This window comes from Acinetobacter sp. ANC_7655 (genome assembly GCF_056784015.1).
The window spans coordinates 88,070-111,167 of record NZ_JBWYJB010000004.1 but is presented as its reverse complement, the minus strand read 5'-3'; the positions used below and the strand labels follow the sequence as shown (position 1 = coordinate 111,167).

20 protein-coding genes are annotated in these 23,098 nt (G+C 39.8%); 17 read left to right on the top strand and 3 right to left on the bottom strand.

Annotated features, from left to right (window positions below):
- Positions 1-50: 50 nt before the first annotated feature.
- On the top strand, positions 51-1,757 hold the full coding sequence (locus tag AC1M9N_RS06870; RefSeq protein WP_481954491.1) for an AMP-binding protein: 1,707 nt from the start codon (positions 51-53) through the stop codon (positions 1,755-1,757).
- Positions 1,758-1,800: 43 nt separating this feature from the next.
- On the opposite strand, the gene fabR is transcribed toward AC1M9N_RS06870, so the two are convergent.
- Complete coding sequence (gene fabR, locus AC1M9N_RS06865; RefSeq protein ID WP_035267148.1) at positions 1,801-2,481, bottom strand: HTH-type transcriptional repressor FabR; 681 nt, start codon at positions 2,479-2,481, stop codon at positions 1,801-1,803.
- A gap of 139 nt (positions 2,482-2,620) precedes the next feature.
- On the opposite strand from fabR, the gene AC1M9N_RS06860 reads away from it, so the two are divergent.
- On the top strand, positions 2,621-3,691 hold the full coding sequence (locus tag AC1M9N_RS06860; RefSeq protein WP_481954490.1) for a flavin reductase family protein: 1,071 nt from the start codon (positions 2,621-2,623) through the stop codon (positions 3,689-3,691).
- A gap of 12 nt (positions 3,692-3,703) precedes the next feature.
- The gene (locus AC1M9N_RS06855; protein WP_035267144.1) at positions 3,704-4,798 is read left to right on the top strand and encodes a fatty acid desaturase family protein; all 1,095 of its coding nucleotides are present in this window, start codon (positions 3,704-3,706) and stop codon (positions 4,796-4,798) included.
- A gap of 50 nt (positions 4,799-4,848) precedes the next feature.
- On the opposite strand, the gene AC1M9N_RS06850 is transcribed toward AC1M9N_RS06855, so the two are convergent.
- Complete coding sequence (locus AC1M9N_RS06850) at positions 4,849-5,550, bottom strand: SIMPL domain-containing protein (RefSeq protein WP_180028835.1); 702 nt, start codon at positions 5,548-5,550, stop codon at positions 4,849-4,851.
- 531 nt (positions 5,551-6,081) lie between these two features.
- On the opposite strand from AC1M9N_RS06850, the gene AC1M9N_RS06845 reads away from it, so the two are divergent.
- The 5 genes from AC1M9N_RS06845 to AC1M9N_RS06825 all read left to right on the top strand — a co-directional run bounded on the left by AC1M9N_RS06845 (position 6,082) and on the right by AC1M9N_RS06825 (position 11,693).
- Positions 6,082-6,879: a 2-keto-4-pentenoate hydratase gene (locus AC1M9N_RS06845; protein WP_180028836.1), complete on the top strand. Its 798-nt coding sequence runs from the start codon at positions 6,082-6,084 to the stop codon at positions 6,877-6,879.
- Between the two features lie 25 nt (positions 6,880-6,904).
- Positions 6,905-7,801: an acetaldehyde dehydrogenase (acetylating) gene (locus AC1M9N_RS06840; RefSeq protein ID WP_481954489.1), complete on the top strand. Its 897-nt coding sequence runs from the start codon at positions 6,905-6,907 to the stop codon at positions 7,799-7,801.
- Positions 7,802-7,812: 11 nt separating this feature from the next.
- Positions 7,813-8,832 carry a 4-hydroxy-2-oxovalerate aldolase gene (dmpG, locus tag AC1M9N_RS06835; RefSeq protein WP_481954488.1) on the top strand — a complete coding sequence of 340 codons (1,020 nt, stop codon included), beginning with the start codon at positions 7,813-7,815 and terminating at the stop codon, positions 8,830-8,832.
- 397 nt (positions 8,833-9,229) lie between these two features.
- Positions 9,230-10,501, top strand: coding sequence for an OprD family outer membrane porin (locus tag AC1M9N_RS06830; protein WP_481954487.1), 1,272 nt, complete (start codon positions 9,230-9,232; stop codon positions 10,499-10,501).
- 331 nt (positions 10,502-10,832) lie between these two features.
- A complete protein-coding gene (locus tag AC1M9N_RS06825; protein WP_481597384.1) occupies positions 10,833-11,693 on the top strand; it encodes an alpha/beta fold hydrolase in 861 nt (286 codons plus the stop codon).
- A 332-nt stretch (positions 11,694-12,025) separates the two neighbouring features.
- Here the strand turns inward: AC1M9N_RS06825 and hcaR are convergent, their stop codons facing one another.
- A complete protein-coding gene (gene hcaR / locus AC1M9N_RS06820) occupies positions 12,026-12,925 on the bottom strand; it encodes a DNA-binding transcriptional regulator HcaR (RefSeq protein WP_035267131.1) in 900 nt (299 codons plus the stop codon).
- Between the two features lie 281 nt (positions 12,926-13,206).
- Here hcaR and hcaE point away from each other — a divergent pair, with 281 nt between their 5' ends.
- The 9 genes from hcaE to AC1M9N_RS06775 all read left to right on the top strand — a co-directional run bounded on the left by hcaE (position 13,207) and on the right by AC1M9N_RS06775 (position 22,837).
- Positions 13,207-14,574, top strand: coding sequence for a 3-phenylpropionate/cinnamic acid dioxygenase subunit alpha (gene hcaE, locus AC1M9N_RS06815; RefSeq protein WP_092767097.1), 1,368 nt, complete (start codon positions 13,207-13,209; stop codon positions 14,572-14,574).
- Entirely contained in the window at positions 14,571-15,089 is a 519-nt protein-coding gene (hcaF, locus tag AC1M9N_RS06810) for a 3-phenylpropionate/cinnamic acid dioxygenase subunit beta (protein ID WP_035267127.1), read from the top strand. Before hcaE ends, hcaF begins: the two co-directional genes overlap by 4 nt.
- Entirely contained in the window at positions 15,089-15,415 is a 327-nt protein-coding gene (gene hcaC, locus AC1M9N_RS06805) for a 3-phenylpropionate/cinnamic acid dioxygenase ferredoxin subunit (protein ID WP_005181999.1), read from the top strand. The genes hcaF and hcaC overlap by 1 nt, the downstream gene beginning before the upstream one ends.
- Before the next feature lie 2 nt (positions 15,416-15,417).
- Positions 15,418-16,233 (top strand): 3-phenylpropionate-dihydrodiol/cinnamic acid-dihydrodiol dehydrogenase, encoded by an 816-nt coding sequence (gene hcaB, locus AC1M9N_RS06800; protein WP_035267124.1) that lies wholly within the window; start codon positions 15,418-15,420, stop codon positions 16,231-16,233.
- Between the two features lie 68 nt (positions 16,234-16,301).
- On the top strand, positions 16,302-17,267 hold the full coding sequence (locus AC1M9N_RS06795; protein WP_481591390.1) for a 3-carboxyethylcatechol 2,3-dioxygenase: 966 nt from the start codon (positions 16,302-16,304) through the stop codon (positions 17,265-17,267).
- A gap of 4 nt (positions 17,268-17,271) precedes the next feature.
- Complete coding sequence (gene hcaD / locus AC1M9N_RS06790; RefSeq protein WP_481595947.1) at positions 17,272-18,501, top strand: 3-phenylpropionate/cinnamic acid dioxygenase ferredoxin--NAD(+) reductase subunit; 1,230 nt, start codon at positions 17,272-17,274, stop codon at positions 18,499-18,501.
- 88 nt (positions 18,502-18,589) lie between these two features.
- Positions 18,590-19,495: a DMT family transporter gene (locus AC1M9N_RS06785; protein ID WP_481595948.1), complete on the top strand. Its 906-nt coding sequence runs from the start codon at positions 18,590-18,592 to the stop codon at positions 19,493-19,495.
- A gap of 432 nt (positions 19,496-19,927) precedes the next feature.
- On the top strand, positions 19,928-21,301 hold the full coding sequence (locus AC1M9N_RS06780; RefSeq protein WP_481591392.1) for a diaminobutyrate--2-oxoglutarate transaminase: 1,374 nt from the start codon (positions 19,928-19,930) through the stop codon (positions 21,299-21,301).
- A gap of 3 nt (positions 21,302-21,304) precedes the next feature.
- Positions 21,305-22,837 (top strand): pyridoxal phosphate-dependent decarboxylase family protein, encoded by a 1,533-nt coding sequence (locus tag AC1M9N_RS06775; protein WP_481954486.1) that lies wholly within the window; start codon positions 21,305-21,307, stop codon positions 22,835-22,837.
- Positions 22,838-23,098: the final 261 nt, after the last annotated feature.

Below are 23,098 nucleotides of genomic sequence, written 5' to 3'. Positions count from 1 at the left end.
TTATGAGTCATTACATAACAACAATGATGCGTTATTGGGAGTCATTACACATGGAAGTAAATCAGAACAACAACCAATTTGAGTTTTTACCGACTCATATTCACTATTTAATGTATTGGGAAAAGAAATCGCCAAACCAAGATTTCTTGGTTCAGCCTTTACCAAATGGTCAGGTGATTAAATACACTTGGGGAGAAGTGGCCAGTCAAGTCAAAAAAATGGCTGCTTATTTACAATCTTTGAATTTGCCTGGTCGTTCTCAGATTGCAATTTTTGGTAAGAATAGTGCGCATTGGATTATGGCAGATCTTGCAATTTGGATGGCAGGTCATGTGTCGGTTCCTTTATATACGACTCTCAATGGTGAAGGAACCAAATATGTTCTAGATCATAGTGAAACTAAGGCTTTGTTTATCGGTAAATTGGATGGTATTGGAGACAGTTGGAACGATGTGAAACAAATCATCCCGCAAGATATGCATTGTATTAAATTGCCATTGGCACCTGACTATAATGCGCCAACATGGGATGAAATCACTGCGAAAACAGCACCAACCAGTGAGCCTTATTTTCCAAACGAGGATGAGCTTGCGACCATTATTTATACCTCGGGCAGTACAGGTCTACCTAAGGGCGTTATGCAAAGTTATAAGACCTTGCTCTCACCTGCGAGTGAGCTGAAATCTACGTTTGGTGTTTCAGAAAAAGATCGTGCTTTATCTTACTTGCCGCTAGCTCATGTTGCAGAGCGTGTATTTATTCAATCATCCGTGATGATTTGTGGTTTTACCGTTTATTTTGCCAATTCATTAGATACATTTATTGAAGATCTTAATCGTGCAAAACCAACGATCTTCTTTTCTGTGCCACGTTTATGGACTAAATTTTATTTGGGGATTAATGAAAAAATTCCACTTAATGTACAAAACGTGTTGTTTAAAATCCCATTCTTGGGCAATAAGATTAAGCAAAAACTCTTGGCAAAATTGGGTTTGAATCATGTTCGTTATGCTTTAACGGGTTCTGCACCTTTACCCGTAGATATTATTAAATGGTATCGTAATTTGGGCTTAGAGTTGCTTGAAGTTTATGGAATGACAGAAAACTGTGGATACTCGCATATCACACGTATGGGTGAATATATGAGTGGATATGTCGGACATGTTCAAGCACGAGTAGACTGCAAGATTGATGAGAATGGTGAGATTTTAGTCAGAAGCCCAGGAACAATGTTGGGTTATTACAAGAACCCAGAAAAAACAGCTGAAGATTTGACTCAGGATGGTTATTTAAGAACAGGAGACATGGGTGAAATTGATGCGACTGGCCGTCTAAAAATTACTGGACGTGTAAAGGACATCTTTAAAACTCAGAAAGGTAAGTATGTGATGCCTGTACCAATTGAACAAAAGATTGGTAATAACCAAATGATTGAATCTGTCTGTGTTGGTGGTGCAAGCCATAAACAGCCGATCGCCTTTGTGATGTTGGCAGAAGAAATTCGCAATAAATTGCAACAAGATAATAAACGTGATGATATCGAAGCAAAATTAATTGAGTTGAAGAATGAAATTAATGAAAAGCTTGAGCCACATGAAAAAATTGCATTCTTTGTGGTCATCATGGATTTGTGGACGATGGATAACGATATGTTGACGCCGACTATGAAGATTAAGCGTAATAAAATTGAGGCGAAGTACGAAGCCCTTATTCCAACTTGGGTTGCTCAAAATAAAGAAGTTATTTGGGAAAAGTAATAAAAAAGCCCTTCAACTGAAGGGCTTTTTTTACACTCAGTATTTATTCTTTCAGATGACGTGCGCCTTCTAAAATCATTCGGATCATCGTCATCGTTTGTTCAGCTACAACTTTTCTTTCATCGTGTGGCATGTTGATTAATTTAGCACCCATAGTGAATACCAATTGAGTAATCGCTTTTGCAGCCAATTCTGGATGCTTGATTTTATGAGGGTTATTTTGCTCAAGACGAACAAGATCATCCATGAGTTCTTGCTGAAAGTAATTAAGCTGTTTTTCAACCGCCTCTTTATAAGAGGCAGAACCAGTATAACCTTCACGTAACAACAGGCTCAGATTACCTTCGTCAGCATCTAACTGTTCAATAAATACTTCAACTGAACTACGCACAATACTTGAATTGCGAACTGCTTTTAAGCGAGCTTGATGCAAGATTTGACGTAAAACAATACCTGAGCGATCAATCAATTCAATGGCAAGTTCGTCGATATCTTTAAAATGTCTATAAAAACTGTTTGGCGCAATTCCTGCTTCACGGGCAACTTCGCGCAAGCTTAAAGATGCGATGCTTTTTTGAGGTCCGATAAGGTTGAGAGCAGCTTGGAATAATTCTTCTTTCGTGATTGTGGCTTTTCTTCCGACTGTACGTGCAGTTGGATGCTCCAAAATGGATGCGGATTCACTGGCATGTAGAGGAGAAAGAGTAATCGTAGAGCTGCTCATAAATATCAGAAGTTTACAGTTAGAGTTGCATTATATCGCTCTGTGTCAGGATATGGAAATCAATAGATGATATACAAGTGTCTATACAAATATATATACATGTGTATAATAATTCAAAACCCACTGTGATGAGCCCATAATGCAAGCAGTTAAGCCACCTAAAAATTTGATTAGATCCGCAGTAAATGCTGTATTTGATCCGAATGCTGCCAATTTTTGGTTGCAAAAGATCGATCCAACTTGGTCGGTGAATCAATCATTAGGCAAAATTGTTGAACGTACTCAAGTTGCAAATGATATGGTCAGCTTAAAAATTGCGGTTAATCGTAAATTTCAGTTTGGTGAAGCAGGGCAACATCATCCAGTTATTGTCACGACACAAGGTCGTTGTTTTGAACGTACCTATAGTTTGACCAAAATCAACACTCAACATGTATTGTTGACTGCTAAGAAAATCGATCAGGGGGTAGTCAGTTCATGGATTAACGATATAGCTCAGGTAGGGGATATCGTTGAGTTTGGTGCACCCTATGGTGATATGACACTTGAAAGTGTAAATACACCTCTATTAATGCTGGCCGCAGGGAGTGGTATTACTCCAATGTACAGCTTGATCAAGGCATTATTGCAGCAAGAAAAAAAATTAGTTCAGCCAGTTAAATTGATGTACTGGGCAAAAAAAACAGAAGATTTAGCATTTCAAACAGAGTTGATTGCTTTGGCGAATCAACACTCAAATTTTAATGTTGAATTTTTTACCACTCAAGATGAAGTGGCTGATTCCCGTTTAGAAGATTCTCATTTAACTGCTATCGAATCCTTAGATCAATATACGGTTTATGCATGCGGTCCAGCAGGATTTGTGCAAGTTGCTGAACAACTAACTGATACTCGTGTTCATAAATTTAAAGGTGAAGCATTCAGTGTTGAACCATTCATTAGTGATGAAACTGGTTTTGTTCAGGTCACACTTACGAAATCAAATAAGGTCGTCACGATTCCAAAGGGACAATCAATACTTGCAAGTTTAGAGCAACAAAATATTCGCCCACAGCACGGTTGCCGCATGGGGGTATGTAATAAATGTGCATGCCATAAAGCGCAAGGTGCAACTAAAAACCTCGTCAATGGTGCAGAAAATACTGAGCCTGGAAATCTGCTCAAAATCTGTATCAATTCAGCTCAGTCTGATCTCACTATCGACCTATAAGCGAGAATAATCATGAATATGCCAGTTCAAGCACAATATTTCAAAAACCCAAAAAATCGTGAACTCACTGATGCACAACTTGATGAACTCGCACGTGAACTTGATGCAATTAAGCAGGAAGTTCTTGATGATTTAGGTGAAAAAGACGAAAAGTATATTAAGCGAGTGTATGCAGCGATTCGCTACAGTTCAATCCTTGGACGTGCATGCTTATTTGCTGGCTGGTTTCCTCCAGCATGGCTTTTAGGCACAGGCTTGCTTGGTTTTGCCAAAATCATGGAAAACATGGAGTTGGGCCATAATGTGATGCATGGTCAATATGATTGGATGAACGACCCTAAATTTAAAGGGACAACTTACGAATGGGATATCGTCGGCACATCTGATGATTGGCGCCAAACCCACAACTACAAACACCATACCTATACCAATATTAAAGGTATGGATGATGATATTGGTTATGGAATTCTTCGTTTGTTCCCAGAGCAACGCTGGAAAAAAGGATATTTATTACAACCACTTTACAGTATTCCATTCTGTTTGTTATTCCAGTGGGGTGTAGCGATTCAGAACTTAGAAATTGGTAAGCGCTTAAAAGGGCGCATGACCAAAGAAGAATTTCAACAACGTTTGAACCCGATGAAAAAGAAAATGGGGAAACAGTTATTTAAAGATTATGTTTTTTTCCCACTCATTGCAGGTCCTGCAGCATTACCCGTTTTCACAGGTAATTTAGTCGCTAATGGTATTCGTAATATTTGGACATTCAGTATCATTTTCTGCGGTCACTTCACCAAAGATGTGGAAGTTTTTCCGAAGTCAGTTTTAGAAAATGAAAGCCGTGGCCATTGGTATATGCGTCAAATTCGTGGGTCTTCTAACCTGACAGGTTCTGAAGGATTCCATATTTTGACGGGGCATTTGAGTCATCAGATTGAGCATCATCTTTATCCAGATATTCCTGCTCGACGTTACCGTCAAATGGGGCCTAAAGTGAAAGCGGTGTGTGAAAAATACGGCTTGAATTACAATAATGCGAGTTTATTTAAACAATATGGTCAGGTTTTGGGACGTATTGTGAAATATGCCTTCCCATTTAAAAAGTAAGAAACAAAAAAAGCCACTTATTGAGTGGCTTTTTTAACTTTAATAGCGAACTATTTTAATTGAATTGATCCATTTGCATTGACTGTGATTGTTGATTCTCCAGCAGCCATATTTTGTGAGTCTGCAGCGGGTGCACTCTCTACAACCATTGCGGCACGTGCCATGGCTAATGGTCTTGGTGAATAATTATTGGTGTTCATATTCAAGTTAACCAAGTTATAACTAGAACGATTCCAAGCTTTAGTGAGAACCTGAGCGCGCTGTTGGAAATTTTGCGTGGCTTCTGTCAATAACTCATTTTCAACCTGCTTTCGTTTTTCAGTGGAAACAGTGAAATTAATCGATTGTGTTTGAAAATCTTGTTGTAACTCGCTAATTAATTGGCTCGCTGCTTTAAAATCTTTGCTTTCAATATTCACTTCAGCTCGGCCGCGCCATTCCTTCAGTTTTGTTGAATTATTGTTGTCATAGACAGGGTAAGTGGTCTGAGAACCTGTTTCGACCTTAACTTGGGGGTATTTTTTACTGATGTTGATGGCCTGATTCATCAATTGGGTCATTTGTGTTGAAAGTTGTGCAGGCTGTTTATTACTTTTTTCAATAAATAGAATGGCGTGCATTTCATCATTAGAGACTTGTTTAGAAGCGTCTGCTTGAAGATTAATAATATTAGTTTTAGGTTCTGTGTCAGCAAGTACCGAAAAGCTAATCCCGGTAGCTAAGATCAATAGTGGCAGTTTTAATAATTTCATTGTTGTCTCTGTATCTTCACCTGATGAATATTCTAATCTTTTTTGATGGAGAGAAAATGTGATTATTTGGTGATGAGATAGTAGCAATTGTAATATTCAACACCGATTTTACGACTTAAGTCGCCTTAACAAGGCTTTTAAAATGTATTTTAATTGAATTGTAGTTGAACAATAAAAGAATATAACTTGTCTTTGGATTAGTGCATTAATAATTTGTAATTCATGGATAATTCTATTATCAATGGTCTAATAAGTAGTATTAGAAATAGATTAAACATTCTGTATATTTAAATAATAAAATTTTAAAAACATGTAAAACAATAAGATAGTGTCTTCATTTGATAAATTATTTATAGTCTGAAACTATTGTCATAAAGAAAATAAGTATTGGCATATAGGTCAAGATTTTTCCATTCTAGCTCTCATCAGAGATGCAGGTATCTCTCTAAAAGAATTTGTCCTTTAGAAGGTTGTTTTCAAGCAATTTCCTAAGGTCAAATAGATCATCGAATGAAGTTGAAGGAAGTCTTGATGTCTAATTCTGCTGTAGTTGAATCAGTAGCACAAGCGTTACGAACTGCTGAATTATCACAAAGTGCAATCGCACCAATTCGCCCAACGTTGGGTGGTGAAGCTGCTGATGTAGATATCGCTTACGCTGTACAAGAAGTGAATACAGCGCGTGCCTTATCAGAAGGTCGTCGTTTAGTTGGGCGTAAAATCGGTTTGACATCAAAAGTGGTTCAAGCACAACTCGGTGTAGATCAACCTGACTTCGGTATGCTGTTTGCAGACATGGCTTATGGTGATGGAGAGGCGATTCCTGCAGGTCTATTGATCCAACCTAAAGTAGAAGCGGAAATCGCTTTGGTGATCAAACAAGATTTAACGAAAGAAAAACACACTTATGCTGACATTATCAGCGCGACTGATTATGCACTTCCTGCTGTTGAGGTGGTGGATAGTCGAATTGAAAACTGGAAGATCAGTTTGATTGACACTGTCGCAGATAATGCATCTTCAGCTGCATTTGTATTGGGTTCACGTCCTGTAAAACTCGATAACCTTGATCTAGTGAATTGTAAAATGATCATGACACGTGGTGAAGAAGTCGTGTCTCAAGGTGTTGGTAAGGCTTGCTTAGCAAACCCTTTAAATGCAGCTGTCTGGCTTGCTGATGAAATGGTACGTCGTGGTCGTCCATTGTTAGCTGGTGACATTATTTTAACAGGTGCATTAGGCCCTATGGTTGTAGCAAACCCAGGTGATGAATTCAAAGTTGAGATTGAAGGCTTTGGTTCAGTGACTGCTGCTTTCGCTGCTGAATAAGTCGGAATTTTGAGAGAGTACGTTAATGAAAAAGATTAAATGTGCAATGATCGGACCAGGTAACATTGGTACTGATTTGCTTTACAAACTTCAACGTAGCGAATGGTTAGAGCCAGTTTGGATGGTGGGTATCGATCCTACTTCTGAAGGTCTTGCTCGTGCTGCGAAAATGGGTTTAAAAACCACTGCAGAAGGGGTTGATGGTCTTCTTCCTCACGTCATTGAAGATGATATCAAAATTGCTTTTGATGCAACGTCTGCATATGTACATGCTGAAAACAGCCGCAAGTTAAATGAACTTGGTGTACTGATGATTGACTTAACACCTGCTGCAATTGGTCCTTTCTGTGTTCCACCTGTGAACTTAGAAGCTTTACTTGCAGAAGGTGAAGTGCCTAACGTGAATATGGTAACGTGTGGTGGTCAGGCGACAATTCCTATGGTTGCAGCAGTTTCACGTGTTCAACCTGTTGAATATGGTGAGATCATCGCGACTGTGTCTACAAAATCTGTAGGTCCTGGTACACGTAAAAACATCGACGAATTCACACGTACAACTGCGGGTGCTATTGAGAAAGTTGGTAGTGCGAAAAAAGGTAAAGCGATCATCATCATTAACCCTGCTGAGCCACCACTTATGATGCGTGACACAGTACACTGTCTTGTTGAAGGTGAGCCAGATCAAGCTGCGATCACTGAATCAGTTCACGCGATGATTAAAGAAGTGCAAAAATATGTACCAGGTTACAAACTTGTAAATGGTCCAATTTTTGATGGTAACCGTGTTTCTATCTTCTTGGAAGTAGAAGGTTTGGGTGATTTCTTGCCGAAATATGCAGGTAACCTCGACATTATGACAGCTGCAGCTGCTCGTACAGCAGAAATGTTTGCTGAACACGTATTCAACAAAGAAGAAGCTTAAGGAGCAACCGCATGTCTAAGATTATTGTTCATGATATGACTTTACGTGATGGTATGCATCCGCAGCGCCATCAAACGACTGTTGAGCAAATGATTGCAATTTCAACAGCACTTGATGATGCAGGCGTACCATTAATTGAAGTCACTCACGGTGACGGCCTTGGTGGTTCATCAGTAAACTACGGTTTTGCTGCTGCGACTGACGAAGAATACTTGTCTGCTGTTGTACCGCGTATGAAGAATGCAAAAGTTTCTGCACTTCTTCTTCCTGGTATCGGTACGGTTGACCACTTGAAAATGGCACATGAAATCGGTGTATCAACGATTCGTGTTGCAACTCACTGTACTGAAGCTGACTGTTCTGAACAGCACATCACCGCTGCGCGTAAATTAGAAATGGACACAGTGGGCTTCTTAATGTTGGCTCACATGGCATCTCCAGAGCGTCTTTTAGAAGAAGCGAAGAAGATGGTGTCTTACGGTGCAAACTGTATTTATGTGACTGACTCAGCAGGTTACATGCTTCCTCAAGACGTTAAAGACCGTGTAGGTCACTTACGTCAACACTTAGATCCAAGTATTGAGTTAGGTTTCCACGGTCACCATAACTTAGGTATGGGTGTATCGAACACTGTTGCTGCGGTTGAAGCAGGTGCAGTACGTGTAGACTTAGCTTCTGCAGGTCTTGGTGCTGGTGCGGGTAACACTCCACTTGAATTGTTCATCGCTGTTGCTAACCGTATGGGTATGGACACTGGCGTTGACTTATTCAAAGTACAAGATGTTGCTGAAGATCTTGTGATTCCAATGATGCACAACCCAATTCGTGCAGACCGTGATGCAGCTACTTTAGGTTATGCGGGTGTTTACTCTTCATTCCTATTGTTCGCTAAACGTGCTGAAGCGAAATATGGCGTATCTGCGCGTGAAATCTTAATGGAGCTTGGTCGCCGTGGTACTGTTGGTGGTCAGGAAGACATGATTGAAGATCTAGCTTTGACTATGGCTAAAGCAAAAGAACTTAACGCATAATTTAAAATTGATTTGAAAGAGCACTCTTAGGAGTGCTTTTTTTATGAATTTAGAAAAGATACATATAAAAAAACAATTGCGTGAGATGTTTGGGTGCTTATATTGAGTGATTTGGTGTAGAGCGTATCGTGATTGTTAAACTTAAAAACTATTAAATAAAATGGCAAAATGCTTCTGAGTTAATTTGTAAGATATTAAAATATAATAAATTATCCATAGTAAAAGTTAATTTGCTTAGTTACTGAGCTATTATTAATTGTTTATAACAATGAGAGTTTTTAAAGTATTGTTTTTCATCGGAAAAGTCTAAATTTTTTTTAGACTCTAGTCTGATTTCTTCAGAGTGCACAATTTAGCAATATGCTCATCAACGCTGATTTGAGTATAGGATGAAGCCATGCGTCATCAAAAATTATGGCTAGCAATGATTGCTGCAACAGGGATGAGTGCAACAGTACACGCAGATTTTGTAAAAGACAGCAATGTTCAACTGAAATTCAAAAACTTTTATTTAGATCGTGAATATAATCATGAAGCAGGACGTGACGTTACACGTGGCTATGGTAACTGGACACAAGCAGTCACTTTAGATGCTAAATCTGGCTATCATGATATCGGTGCAGGCATTCAAGTCGGTGCAGACCTTTTGGCACAATATGCGGTGGGCTTAAAGTCTCAAGGCACTGTCGATGATATTCACATGCCATATGATTATGCGAACAAAAAAGTTGAAAAAGATAACGCAAAATTAGGCGCAACATTAAAAGTTAAATACGCAAAAACTGAGTTAAAAGTAGGTGATTTATTACCAATGTCACCTGTATTGTTTTTTGATCCATCACGTCAATTGTTGACTACATATAGTGGTGCTTGGTTCGAATCAAAAGATATCAAAGATACAAAGCTCACTTTGGCGTATATTGATGGGATTAATGCGCGTTACGACAACCAGTACCAAGACTTTAGCTTATTCCCACATAATAACTTTGCAATTGCCAAAACAAATACTGATGGCATGTATATTGCGGGTGTAGATCATCAATTTACGCCAGAACTTGGTGGTAGCTATTGGTATGCTGATGTAACAGACATCTATCAGCAGCATTATGCAGCAGCAACATTCAAAACAAACTTAACTGAGAAAACTAAGCTTGATAGCCATGTACGTTATTTTAATAATAGTGATTCAGGCGACAAATTGTACGGCGAAATCGACAGTCAAGCGGTCTCAGTAGGTACGAAAATTAATCATGGTATGCACACCGTTCAATTGGGCTACCAGCAAATGTTTGGTGACATGGGTGGTTCAGGCATGTTCCCAACATTAGGTGGTTGGGTGCCGCAGCCGTATTTAGACAACTGGTCAGTTGCAAGCTTTATTCGTAAAGATGAGCGTTCTTGGAGTGTAGGTTATACCTATAACTTTAAAGATGCAGGCATTCCTGGTTTAACTGCAACAGTTCGTCATTTCAATGGTGATAACATTGATTTTGGTGCAGGCAAAGCTAAAGGTGAAGAGAAAGAAAATAATGTGATTGTGAACTATGTCGTGCCTGAAGGAAAGCTGAAAGGCTTGGGCTTCAACTATATGTTTATCGATACAGATTATAGCTTCGGTAATGACCTTGAAGAGCACCGTGTAGCAACAACCTATACCTATACATTCTAAGTCGAATTTCAATATAAGCGATTCAATGCCTATATTGTTACCAGTTGGTGTTAACGCTAACACAATGCGGTATCAAATGATGCCGCATCATTTTCAATAAATGCTTGGCTGTTATTTGGTTGTATGGATCTCAGTGTTAGTGATTTAAATATTTAATGAAATCAAAAACTTAAATTATAGATATAAGATTGTTTTTTATCGTTATTTAGTATGATTAAAAAAATGGTGAAGCTTTAAAATTCATGCTTATATGTGGCGTAAAGCTGAATTTAAACCCACCGACAATATTTATCTGAACATGGATGAATATTGGATTTTACGAGGAAGATTTATGAGTACTGTTCAGATTCCTGATTATAAAACAGATGCTTTTTTTGGTTTGGAAGATAAATGGATTGAAACAGCAGAAGGCGAGTTAACCCATTATCATGAAATTGGTGAAGGCACGCCTATTTTATTCCTTCATGGTTCTGGTACTGGTGTATCAGCAGCTGCTAACTGGTGGTTGAATTTACCTGCAATTGGTGAGCAAGCGCGTTGTATCGCAATTGATACCATTGGTTATGGTCAAACTGTCGTTGCACCAGGAACTCAATACGGTATCCGTGCATGGGTTGATCATGCAATTCGTACTCTTGATGCACTTGGTATTGAAAAAACATGGTTAGTAGGTAATTCGCTAGGTGGTTGGTTAGCATTCCAATTGGCACTTGATTATCCAGAGCGTGTACTCGGTATTGTTTCAATGGGTACAGGTGGTGCAAAACAAACTGCAGCCCTAAAAGCGCATGCAAACCCAGTTTTAACAGAAGAAGGTATTCGTAAGACACTTTCAATGTTCGTTGTAAATAAAGACTTAATTACAGATGAGCTGGTAAAAGTACGTTTTGATTCTGCGGCGAATGACTATGCATCTGATCGTTTAATGGATGTTGTGGGTGCGCGTGACCGTGATCGTTTCGAGTTCCCATTAGACTTTGAAAAAATGAAAGACATTACAGTTCCTGTATTGTTGATTCATGGTACTCAAGATGTGGTAATTCCTGTGTCGCGTACTTGGGACATTTTGAATATCGTTCCAAATGCTGATGCACATATTTTTAGTCAGTGTGGCCACTGGTCGCAAGTTGAAAAAGCAGAAGAATTTAATACAGTGATTAAAAATTATCTAGCAGTTCATGGTGTTAAATAATTTAAAATCCTAAAAAACTAAAAAAGAGGATGATTTGATCATCCTCTTTTTTAAAACTGAAAATATAGAACATGTGTTTAATACGTTTAAATCTGCATATTGATAATCAATATTGAGCATTGATCTGTTTTAATGCATTAGACTTAAGTGGTAGATCAAGTCTAGTTAGTTAATGGGTTGTTTAAAAAATAGTCTAATCTAAAGCCTGAATTCATAGAATTTATGATGATATTCGTAAAACTTTATTAGACTAAAGTCTAAGGTGGGCAGTTAAAATAAAAAATAAAAATCACCGCTATTTCTAACGGTGATCATTAATTTGAAAAAATTAATTAATTACGATTAATATCAAGATAAAAAACAGAGCTCAGTAAGTCCATAAATTTTTTGACGCCTTCTGAGTTAGTACTTTTTCTATAGCTTGCAAATAAATCGATTGAAGGTAATTCCACGTCTAGCGGGCGAATCACGGTGTTGTTCATCGTCAGTGGTGCGATATATCCAGGTAGAAAAGTACAGCCCAGGTTCATGCCAATAGAATTAATGTTAAAGAGGATATTGTCTGCAGTTTGAACAATATTTAAATTGATTTGATGATATTTTGCAAAATCTAGAATGATCTTATTTAGGGTTTGAGATTGCTGTTCAGAAGGAATAATGAAATCGATTCCATCGAGCTCTTTTACTGGAATGCGATCGTATTTAGCGAGTGGATGATCTTTGGGGAGTAAGAAAATCAAAGGTTCTCGTAAAACAAATTGACTTTCGATTTCATCACTAAATAGATTTTGACGAGTAAAAGCGATATCAATTTCGCCTTTTTTTAACATTTTTGACTGATCGGAGTTGTTTAAGCTTAACAATTCAATCTTTAAATCCCGGTTTTGAACACGAAGATTAGGGAGAACGTAAGGAAAAATTTTCATTTCAACGACGGGAACAAAGCCGATACGTAACAATTGCTGTTTAGATTTGGCAATTTGACGAGTCATTGCGACTGCTTTGTCTGCTTGGGCTATCGTGAGGCGAGCTTGTTCAAGGAAGACTTGACCCTCCTCAGTGAGTTCTACCTTACGTTTTGTACGATAAAGCAAAGGGACGCCAATTTCATCTTCAAGATCTTTAATCTGCTGGCTCAATGATGGCTGAGCAGTATAAAGGCGCAAGGCTGCTTTGGTGAAGTTGAGTTCTTCTGCCACAGCAATGAAATATCGTAGGTGTCGTAGTTCCATAAAAAATCATCCAAAGATTGATTCATATAATGTCTAAATATGATCAAGTGCGAGTATAGTTCACAAATGGATATTCGGTGAAGTGGGGCTGAGCATATTGAAATATCAACGTTATTATTAAAATATGGTAAAATTCACGTATTCAGCGATTGATTAATTTATCGATAAAACATCTTGATTCAAACAAAAAAAATATTTCCCCAAAACTCGTTCAAAACTCATTATCTCTGCAAAGTTGAGTCTATTAGTTTGTGTCTAATTTAGTCACAGGAGAGCTTTTCATGAGTGGGAAAATTGATGTGCGCGAAATCGATGCTTTAGTCGATGCACAAAATGGACGTATCACGCCATCTATTTATACAGATCCAGATATCTATGAACTAGAACTTGAACGTGTGTTCGGTCGTACATGGTTATTCCTTTGCCATGAAAGCCAAATTCCAAAGGCTGGTGATTTCTTCAATACCTATATGGGTGAAGATCCGATCATCGTGGTACGTCAAAAAGACGGTTCAATCAAAGCATTGTTAAACCAATGTCGTCACCGTTCAATGCGCGTGAGCTTTGCTGACTGCGGTAACACTCGTGCATTTACATGTCCATACCACGGTTGGTCTTATGGCGTAGACGGCTCTCTTAAAGATATTCCTCTTGAAGATCGTGCATTCCCTCAAGGCGCATGTAAAGAGAAGTGGAGTTTGATCGAAGTAAACCGTGTGAAGTCTTATAAAGGCTTAATCTTCGGTTGTTGGGATGAAACAACTCCAGACCTTGAAGAATACATGGGTGATATCGCTTGGTACTTAGATGGCGTATTAGATCGTCGTCCAGGTGGTACTGAGATCATCGGTGGTGTTCATAAGTGGGAAATCGAATGTAACTGGAAATTTGCGGCTGAACAGTTTGCATCTGACCAATACCATGCATTGTTCTCTCACGCATCTGCGATTCAAGTATTAGGTGCTAAACCTGATGACGAATCTACTAAGAAATTAGGTGCTGCGCAAACTGCACGTCCTGTATGGGAAACTGCGAAAGACGCGATCCAATATGGTTCACGTGGTCACGGTTCAGGCTTCTTCTTTACAGAGAAACCAGATGCAAACGTATGGGTTGATGGTGAAGTAGCAAACTATTTCCGCGAAACTTACGAAGAAGTTAAAGAGCGTCTTGGTGAAATTCGTGCGTTACGTCTTGCTGGTCATAACACTATGTTCCCAACATTGTCTTGGTTAAACGGTACAGCAACACTTCGCGTATGGCACCCACGTGGTCCAAACAAAACTGAAGTATGGGCGTTCTGTATTGCGGATGCTGAAGCGTCACAAGAAGTGAAAGAAGCGTTTGAACGTTCTGCGACACGTGCATTTGGTCCAGCTGGTTTCTTAGAGCAAGATGACTCTGAAAACTGGATCGAAATTCAAAAAGTATTACGTGGTTACAAAGCGCGTCAAAACAAACTCATTATGGAAATGGGTCTTGGCAACGAGAAAATTCGTGAAGATGGTATCCCTGGTATCACCAACTACATTTTCTCAGAAACTGCGGCACGCGGCATGTACCGTCGTTGGGCAGACTTGCTAATCCATGAAAAATGGGAAGATGTTGAGAAAGCAGCTGACGAATATGAGAAGGAGCTTATGAAATGAGTCAAGTGAGTTTAGAACTTCACCATCAAATTAGCCAATTCCTCTATCGTGAAGCGAAATTGCTTGACGATTGGAAATTCCGCGACTGGTTAGATACGTTAGCTGAAGATATTTCTTACACGCTACGTACAACACCAAATGCTCAAACACGTGACCGTCGTCGTTCAATTGAACCACCTACAACTTGGGTGTTCAATGATACGAAAGATCTTTTAGAGCGTCGTGTTGCTCGTCTTGAAACAGGTATGGCTTGGGCTGAAGAGCCTCCATCACGTACAACTCATATGGTGAGTAACGTGATCGTAGAAGCTACTGAAGTGGAAGGCGAATACGATGTATACGTTACATATCTTTTGTACCGTACACAAAAAGAGAAAGATGTCACGATTTACTGTGGTAAACGTCATGACAAGATCCGTAAAGTTGAAGGTGGCCTAGGCTTCCAAATTTTCAACCGTAAGATCACGCTTGATCAAGTTACCTATAACTCTCACAACCTGAGTGTATTCTTCTAATGAATAAGATTTTTGTTTGCCAAGTTGACGAATTAGACGAAGGCGAAGCGTTGAAAGTAGATTGCGGCGTTAACGGTATCGATGCGCTTGCAGTGTTTAACAATGGTGGTGAGTTCTTCGCAATGAATGACCGTTGTTCTCATGGTAATGCTTCAATGTCAGAAGGTTATCTTGAAGACGATGGCACTGTCGAATGCCCATTGCATTCAGCTCGCTTCTGTTTAAAAACCGGTCAAGCATTATGTTTACCAGCGACAGATCCAATTCAAACTTTCCCAGTGATTGTTGAAGATGGTGCGTTATACGTTGAGATGGCAGGAGAGTAATCATGGGTTGGCTTAAAGGCGAAGTTGCACTGATCACAGGTGGTGGTTCTGGTTTAGGTTGGGCTTTAGTTGAACGCTTCCTTGAAGAAGGTGCACACGTTGGTGTGTTACAACGTTCACAATCTAAAGTCGATGCTTTAAAAGAACGCTTTGGTGATCAAATTGTTGCAATCGCTGGTGATGTTGCCAACTATGAAGACAATGTCCGTGCTGTAAAAGCAACTGTTGAGCGTTTTGGTAAGCTTGATTGCTTTATTGGTAATGCAGGAATCTGGGATCACTACGCAGATATCGTCAATACTTCAGGTGAGCAACTTGATAAAGCGTTTGACGAAATCATGGGAATTAATACGAAAGCATTAATTCTAGGTGCTAAAGCTGCACTTGATGAGTTAGTAAAATCTGAAGGTTCGATAATCTTCACACTATCTAACTCAGCATTATATTCTGCGGGTGGTGGTCCAGTTTACACAGCATCTAAGCATGCTGGCGTAGGCATCATGAAGGAATTGGCGTACGAGCTTGCACCCAAAGTTCGTGTGAATGCTGTTGCGCCGTCAGGTATGAATGTAAACATTAAAGGTGCTGCATCATTAGGCCAAGAAAATCTAGGTCTTTTAGATGCGCGTGATCCTGAGAAAATCGCGCGTGGTATGCCGTTGAACTTCTTACCTGAGCCTGAAGAAATGACAGGTTCTTATGTGCTCTTGGCATCTCGTCAAAATAACCGACCTTTAACTGGTGTTCTGATCAATGCAGAATGTGGTTTGGGTATTCGTGGTCTACGTCAACCACGTGCTGGTTTCTTTGACGAATAAAATCTAGTCTAAAAAATGGACTTATCGGCAGCCTGTTCTAAGGCTGCCTTCCTTTTAAGGAGTCTCTCATGGCCGTTAAACTTATTTGTGCTTCGCACAGTCCTTTAATGGAATTTGCTTCACCTCAAGATCAGTCAAAAGAGCAAAAAGTACGTGCTGCTTTTGAACAATTATCTGCTGAAGTAAAAGCTTACGATCCAACACTGATCATTACTTTTGGTCCAGACCATTTTAACGGTTTTTTCTACGACCTTATGCCAAGTTTCTGTGTCGGTATCCGTGCTACGGCTGCTGGTGACTGGGATTACGGTAAAATTGACAATAAAATCGATGTTCCTGAAGACAAGGCTTTGGCACTTGTGCGTCAAGTTCTAGATGAAGGTGTTGATGTTGCATACTCATATCGTATGCAGGCTGACCATGGTGTGACTCAACCATTACACTTCCTTTGTGATGGAAAACTTGATCGTTATAAAACGATTCCAATATTTATTAATGGCGCTGCCGCACCAATGCCAACCACAAAGCGTACCATTGCTTTAGGCCGTGCGGTTGGACAATATATTAAGTCACTTAATCTTGAAAATGAGCGTGTACTTGTATTGGGTACAGGTGGTTTGTCTCATGATCCACCAACACCTCAAATGGGTTCAGTGCCACCAGAAGTTGAAGAGTTTTTAATTGCTGGCCGTAATCCAACTGAAGAAGCACGTAATGCGCGTCAAGCGAAAATTATTGCAGTTGGTCAGAAACTTGCTGCTGGAGATACATCAGTTGCAGTACCGCTGAGCCCTGAATGGGATATCGCATTGCTTGAGAAATTTAAACAAGCAGATTTTGCTGCAATGGAAGCGATGACTGAGGCAGAAATTCGTGTCGAAGGTGGTCGTGGTGGTCAAGAAGTGCGTTGCTGGATGGCAGCATTTGCTGCACTGAGCGAAGTTGGTGAGTATGAAATGACAACTCACTGCTATGAAGATATTAGTGAGTGGATTGCGGGCTTCGGTATCGTATCTGCGGAATTAAAAGGTTAATCCCATGAGCAATGTAAACAACATCGTCATCGTTGGTGCGGGTCAAGCAGGCGCAAGTGCGATCCTTGAGCTTCGTGCAAACAAATATGAAGGTAAAATCACATTAATTGGTGATGAAACGCATCTTCCTTATGAGCGTCCACCACTGTCTAAAGACGTGATTTTAAAACCTGAAGAAACCAAGATTGAAATTTTATCTGAAGAAAAATTAGCAGATCTTGGTGTGACAGCAATTCGCGGTAATGGTGTCGTGAAAATCAACGCTGAAGCCAAAACTGTCGAACTTCAAAATGGTGATGTTGTTGCTTATGACAAATTGCTGATTGCAACTGGCGGTGCAGCACGTCGTCTTCCAAACTTCGATGCACTTGGCAAACATGTTTACACGCTGCGTAATCTTGAAGATTCACAAGCCCTTGTACCAGTGTTACAAAAAGGTCAACGTATCATCCTGATTGGTGGTGGTGTAATCGGTCTTGAGCTTGCATCATCTGCGCGTTTCAAAGAGTGTGAAGTCACTGTCATTGAAATGGGTCCAATGGTGATGGGTCGTTCATCGCCACGTATCTTGAGTGAATTCTTGCTTGAACAGCAAAAATTGGCAGGTGTGGATGTCCGTCTTTCAACCTCAATTGCAGACTGCAAGCTTGATGGTGAAGAAATCGTGGTGACTTTAGCCGATGGCCAAGAACTTCGTGCGGATGCTGTGGTTTATGGTATCGGTATTGTGCCAAATGCGCAGTTGGCAGTTGACGCTGGTCTTGACGTTGATCTCGCGATCAAAGTAAACGAAAATTGCCAAACCTCAAATGCTGATATTTATGCGGCAGGTGATGTGGCAACTCAACTTCGTGACTGTGGTAACCACCGTCGTGTTGAGACTTGGGAAAATGCTAATCTTCAAGCAGGTATCTTTGCACGCCATGTGATGGGTGTAGAACATCCTACTCCTAATCCAGCATGGTTTTGGACAGACCAGTTGGACATTAACTACCAATTCGTAGGTGATATGGCAGCAGCTGAGTGGTTAGTACGTGGTGAAATCAATCCTGAGCTACGCGCAGAATCTTCATTTGTATTGTTCGGTGTGACTGACGGTATTATTGTTGGTGGTATTACGGTAAATGCGGCTAAAGAAATGCGTCATCTTAAAAAATTGATTAGCAAACAAGCTGCATTTGAAGCAGATAAATATTTAGATCTTAGCCAAGACCTTCGTAAACTTGTGAAGTAAACTTGGTAAGATTGTGCAACAGACCTAGGGTAACTTAGGTCTGTTTTTTATGTGCCTAAGAAAATATTGATTTAATTTTGAGCAAATTATGAATTCTAGTTCCTCAAATATAATGGTCGTTGCGAGTATATATGCCTTATTGGTATTGATATGGGCTGCAACACCACTTGCCATTGTATGGAGTGTTGCAGAAATTCATCCAATGTGGGTGCTCATCATTCGATACTTTGGTGCATCTATAATTGCTTTGGCGTTACTCAAAATGATGCGTGATCCACTCCCGTTTGATCATGTATCGCTGAAAAGTTATGTAGCTGGTAGCCTAAATTTAATAGGTGCGCAGTTATTTATCTATTTGGCAGCGAATTATTTAACGTCAGGCTTAATGGCACTGATCTTCGGATTTTCGCCATTGATTGCAGGTCTCATTGGACATCTCATTCTAAAAACACATAAGTTGTCTATTTTGCAATGGAGTGGAATGGTCATTGCCGTATTAGGTCTCACATTTGTTTTTGCAGAATCTGCAGATGAGCGAGTCAATCCTTGGGGTGTGGTTTTGATGCTGATCAGTATGGTGTCGTATATCAGTTCGATTTTTTGGGTCAAACAAATTAATGCACCTTTAAGCCCCATGAGTCAGGCGACTGGTTCATTAATCGTTTCAGCTCTAGGATCACTCTTAATCATTCCATTTATTTGGAAACAAATCCCAACCGTGCTACCAAGTACACAAGCGATGGTGGGTTTTTTATTCACAATGATCATGTCATCAATTGTTGCGATGCTGTGCTATTTTTGGTTAATTCGCCGCTTAGCAGCGTCGACAGTGTCTTTGAGTAATGTCATGACGCCAGTCATCGCCCTAGTTTTGGGGGCATCCTTAAATAATGAAATTATTCATAATGACGCCTTGTGGGGGATTGTCGTTGTGATGATGGGGTTGCTGATGTATTTTAATCGAGAGCTCTTGAAACTATTCTTAAAAAAATGAGTGAAAAAAGTGGTTTTAATCACACACGTACAACTACATGAATATATAAGATTCATAATGTTACAAAACTATGCTTTAGCCCAAGCTCGAATTTAGGAATACTGAAAAAGTCAGTTCAAATCAGCAAAAAAAATTGGACATTTTTTGCATAATTTGGACTGTTTTACTTTAGCTCAAGTTCAAACTTATCTAAAATAGAAGTGGTACAGTTTGAAATCTATACAAGTTATCAATTTGTCACATTAATATTTTAGAATCTGCTGGTGAAAACGATAGAAATCTATTTATTTTATTTCAAAATTCGTTATCATCGCGCCCTCTAGTTATAACTCTACACAATAGGCTAACTAGAACTCTATAAAGCACCGAGTCAAAGGACCGCAAGTCACCCGACTTATTTCTATTAACCCATATCAGAGATGGTAATTCGATATGAGCGTTTCTTCTGTAAATCCTGCACCTAATTCTACTAACGAATACTATTTGACTCGCCAAAGTCAGATGGAATCTAATGTTCGTAGCTATCCACGTAAATTGCCGTTAGCGATAGCAAAAGCACAAGGTTGCTGGGTTACTGATGTTGAAGGTACAGAGTACCTCGATTGTTTAGCTGGGGCAGGAACATTGGCTTTGGGCCATAATCATCCTGCGGTCATTCAAAGTATTCAAGACACTTTAGCGAGTGGTCTTCCATTACATACTTTGGATTTAACGACACCTTTAAAAGATGCTTTTACTGAAGCTTTACTTGCTGAATTACCGGGTGGTAAAGAAGAGTACTGCCTACAGTTCTGTGGTCCATCTGGTGCAGATGGTACAGAAGCAGCAATTAAACTTGCAAAAACATATACTGGCCGTGGCACTGTGATCAGCTTCTCTGGTGGCTACCATGGTATGACTCACGGCTCATTAGCAATGACAGGTAATTTGTCTGCTAAAAACGCTGTTAATGGTTTAATGCCAGGCGTTCAATTCATGCCGTATCCACATGAATACCGTTGCCCACTAGGTTTAGGCGGTGAAGCGGGTGTTGACGCGCTTACTTATTTCTTTGAAAACTTCATCGAAGATGTTGAAAGCGGTGTGACTAAGCCTGCTGCAGTTATCCTTGAAGCGATTCAAGGCGAGGGCGGTGTGGTTACAGCACCTGTGAAATGGTTGAAAAAAATTCGTGAAGTGACTGAAAAGCACAACATCGTTTTAATTCTTGATGAAGTACAAGCTGGTTTCGCGCGTTCAGGAAAAATGTTTGCCTTTGAACATGCGGGTATCGAACCTGATGTTGTAGTGATGTCGAAAGCAGTAGGTGGAAGCTTACCACTTGCAGTACTTGGTATTAAGCGTAAGTTTGATGCTTGGCAGCCTGCAGGTCACACGGGTACTTTCCGTGGTAACCAATTGGCTATGGGTACTGGTCTTGCTACGATCAAAACGATTAAAGAGCAAAATCTTGCGCAAAACGCACAAGAGCGCGGTGATTTCCTTCAAGCTGAATTGAAGAAATTAGCTGTAGAATTCCCATGTATCGGTAATGTACGTGGCCGCGGTTTAATGATCGGTATCGAAATCGTTGATGAGCGTAAACCTGCTGACCATATGGGTTCACTTCCTGCAGATGGTCAATTGGCTGCTGCAATCCAAGCAGCGTGTTTCAACAACAAATTGTTGTTAGAAAAGGGTGGGCGTAACGGTACAGTGATTCGTCTACTTTGCCCATTAATTATTAACCAAGCTGAATGTGAAGAAGTAATTGTGCGCTTTAAGAAAGCAATTTCTGAAGCATTAGTTGCGGTACGAGGCGCTTAATTCATGGTAGATTTTGCAGAACACCGTAAAGCTTTGCTCTGTAATGATGCTGCATCCATTGCTGACTATACGTCAGCAATGGATCAGGCAACTCAAGCAGTAGCAGCTTGGTTAAAAAATGACAAAATGTACACAGGCGGTAGCATTAAAGAGCTACGCAGTGCAATTGCATTTAATCCTTCTAAAGAAGGATTGGGTGTGGAAAAGTCATTACAGCGTATGGTTGAGCTATTCCTTAATAAGAGCTTAAAAGTACATCATCCTCATTCTTTAGCGCATTTGCATTGTCCTACTATGGTGACTAGCCAAATCGCAGAAGTACTCATTAACGCAACTAACCAATCGATGGACTCATGGGATCAAAGCCCTGCAGGTTCATTGATGGAAGTTCAGTTGATCGATTGGCTTCGTCAAAAAGTTGGTTATGGTGCAGGTCAAGCAGGTGTGTTCACCTCTGGCGGTACGCAGTCAAACTTGATGGGTGTATTGCTTGCACGTGATGCATGTATCGCGAAAAACTGGAAAGACGAAAACGGCAATCCGTGGTCTGTTCAGCGTGATGGCGTACCTGCGGAAGCGATGCGAAACGTTAAAGTCATTTGTTCTGAAAATGCTCACTTCTCTGTGCAAAAGAACATGGCGATGATGGGAATGGGCTTCCAATCTGTAGTGACTGTGCCTGTCGACGAAAATGCGCGTATGGACATGGATGCACTAGAGAAAACCATGGCACACCTTCAAAATGAAGGCAAAATTGTGGCATGTGTGGTTGCAACTGCAGGTACTACCGATGCGGGTGCAATTGATCCTTTAAAGAAAGTCCGTGAAATCACCAACAAGTACGGCGCGTGGATGCATATCGATGCAGCATGGGGCGGTGCTTTAATCCTATCTAATAATCACCGTGATTTGTTAGATGGTATCGAGCTTTCTGATTCAATCACACTTGATTTCCATAAGCATTACTTCCAAACGATTTCTTGTGGTGCATTCTTACTTAAAGATGAAGCGAACTATCGCTTTATGCATTATGAAGCGGAATACTTAAACTCTGCTTATGATGAAGAGCATGGTGTACCAAACTTAGTGTCTAAATCGCTACAAACAACACGTCGTTTTGATGCGTTGAAATTGTGGATGACGATTGAAGCACTCGGTGAAGAGCTTTACGGCTCTATGATTGACCATGGTGTTACTTTAACGCGTGATGTTGCAGATTATATTAAAGCAACAGATGGTTTAGAGTTATTGGTTGAGCCACAATTTGCATCAGTCTTATTCCGTGTAATTCCTGAAGGTTACCCAACAGAATTACTCGATACACTGAACCAAAACGTTGCGGATGAATTGTTTGCACGTGGTGAAGCGAATATTGGTGTGACTAAAGTCGGTCAGGTTCAATCATTGAAAATGACAACTTTAAGTCCAGTAGCAACTTTAGACAATGTGAAGAACTTGCTTGCGCTTGTACTGGCTGAGTCTGATCGCATCAAAGCTTCAATTGCTGATGGTACATATACGCCACCAATCGATTAATAGATTGTTTTTTGAAAAAAGCGCTCAATTGAGCGCTTTTTTGATATTAAAAATTCATAACTTTGACATATTTTTAGATCATGATTGAAAAAATCTTTATGCAGAATTAGGGGGATAATTATTAAAGAATAAGTAGGTAATAAAAACATCAGTATTTAACCGTAATTATTATAAATTGTTGAAATATAATTAAAAAATAAATAAGCAGGTTGGTGTAATAAAAATAATAAAATCGTAATAAAGCTGTAACCTTATTGTCAT

What these genes read in the sequence shown, in the direction of transcription:
- AC1M9N_RS06870 (WP_481954491.1), top strand. Translation starts at nt 51, where the DNA reads ATGGAAGTAAATCAGAACAACAACCAATTTGAGTTTTTACCGACTCAT.
- fabR (WP_035267148.1), bottom strand. Translation starts at nt 2,481, where the DNA reads ATGAGCAGCTCTACGATTACTCTTTCTCCTCTACATGCCAGTGAATCC.
- AC1M9N_RS06860 (WP_481954490.1), top strand. Translation starts at nt 2,621, where the DNA reads ATGCAAGCAGTTAAGCCACCTAAAAATTTGATTAGATCCGCAGTAAAT.
- AC1M9N_RS06855 (WP_035267144.1), top strand. Translation starts at nt 3,704, where the DNA reads ATGAATATGCCAGTTCAAGCACAATATTTCAAAAACCCAAAAAATCGT.
- AC1M9N_RS06850 (WP_180028835.1), bottom strand. Translation starts at nt 5,550, where the DNA reads ATGAAATTATTAAAACTGCCACTATTGATCTTAGCTACCGGGATTAGC.
- AC1M9N_RS06845 (WP_180028836.1), top strand. Translation starts at nt 6,082, where the DNA reads ATGTCTAATTCTGCTGTAGTTGAATCAGTAGCACAAGCGTTACGAACT.
- AC1M9N_RS06840 (WP_481954489.1), top strand. Translation starts at nt 6,905, where the DNA reads ATGAAAAAGATTAAATGTGCAATGATCGGACCAGGTAACATTGGTACT.
- dmpG (WP_481954488.1), top strand. Translation starts at nt 7,813, where the DNA reads ATGTCTAAGATTATTGTTCATGATATGACTTTACGTGATGGTATGCAT.
- AC1M9N_RS06830 (WP_481954487.1), top strand. Translation starts at nt 9,230, where the DNA reads ATGCGTCATCAAAAATTATGGCTAGCAATGATTGCTGCAACAGGGATG.
- AC1M9N_RS06825 (WP_481597384.1), top strand. Translation starts at nt 10,833, where the DNA reads ATGAGTACTGTTCAGATTCCTGATTATAAAACAGATGCTTTTTTTGGT.
- hcaR (WP_035267131.1), bottom strand. Translation starts at nt 12,925, where the DNA reads ATGGAACTACGACACCTACGATATTTCATTGCTGTGGCAGAAGAACTC.
- hcaE (WP_092767097.1), top strand. Translation starts at nt 13,207, where the DNA reads ATGAGTGGGAAAATTGATGTGCGCGAAATCGATGCTTTAGTCGATGCA.
- hcaF (WP_035267127.1), top strand. Translation starts at nt 14,571, where the DNA reads ATGAGTCAAGTGAGTTTAGAACTTCACCATCAAATTAGCCAATTCCTC.
- hcaC (WP_005181999.1), top strand. Translation starts at nt 15,089, where the DNA reads ATGAATAAGATTTTTGTTTGCCAAGTTGACGAATTAGACGAAGGCGAA.
- hcaB (WP_035267124.1), top strand. Translation starts at nt 15,418, where the DNA reads ATGGGTTGGCTTAAAGGCGAAGTTGCACTGATCACAGGTGGTGGTTCT.
- AC1M9N_RS06795 (WP_481591390.1), top strand. Translation starts at nt 16,302, where the DNA reads ATGGCCGTTAAACTTATTTGTGCTTCGCACAGTCCTTTAATGGAATTT.
- hcaD (WP_481595947.1), top strand. Translation starts at nt 17,272, where the DNA reads ATGAGCAATGTAAACAACATCGTCATCGTTGGTGCGGGTCAAGCAGGC.
- AC1M9N_RS06785 (WP_481595948.1), top strand. Translation starts at nt 18,590, where the DNA reads ATGAATTCTAGTTCCTCAAATATAATGGTCGTTGCGAGTATATATGCC.
- AC1M9N_RS06780 (WP_481591392.1), top strand. Translation starts at nt 19,928, where the DNA reads ATGAGCGTTTCTTCTGTAAATCCTGCACCTAATTCTACTAACGAATAC.
- AC1M9N_RS06775 (WP_481954486.1), top strand. Translation starts at nt 21,305, where the DNA reads ATGGTAGATTTTGCAGAACACCGTAAAGCTTTGCTCTGTAATGATGCT.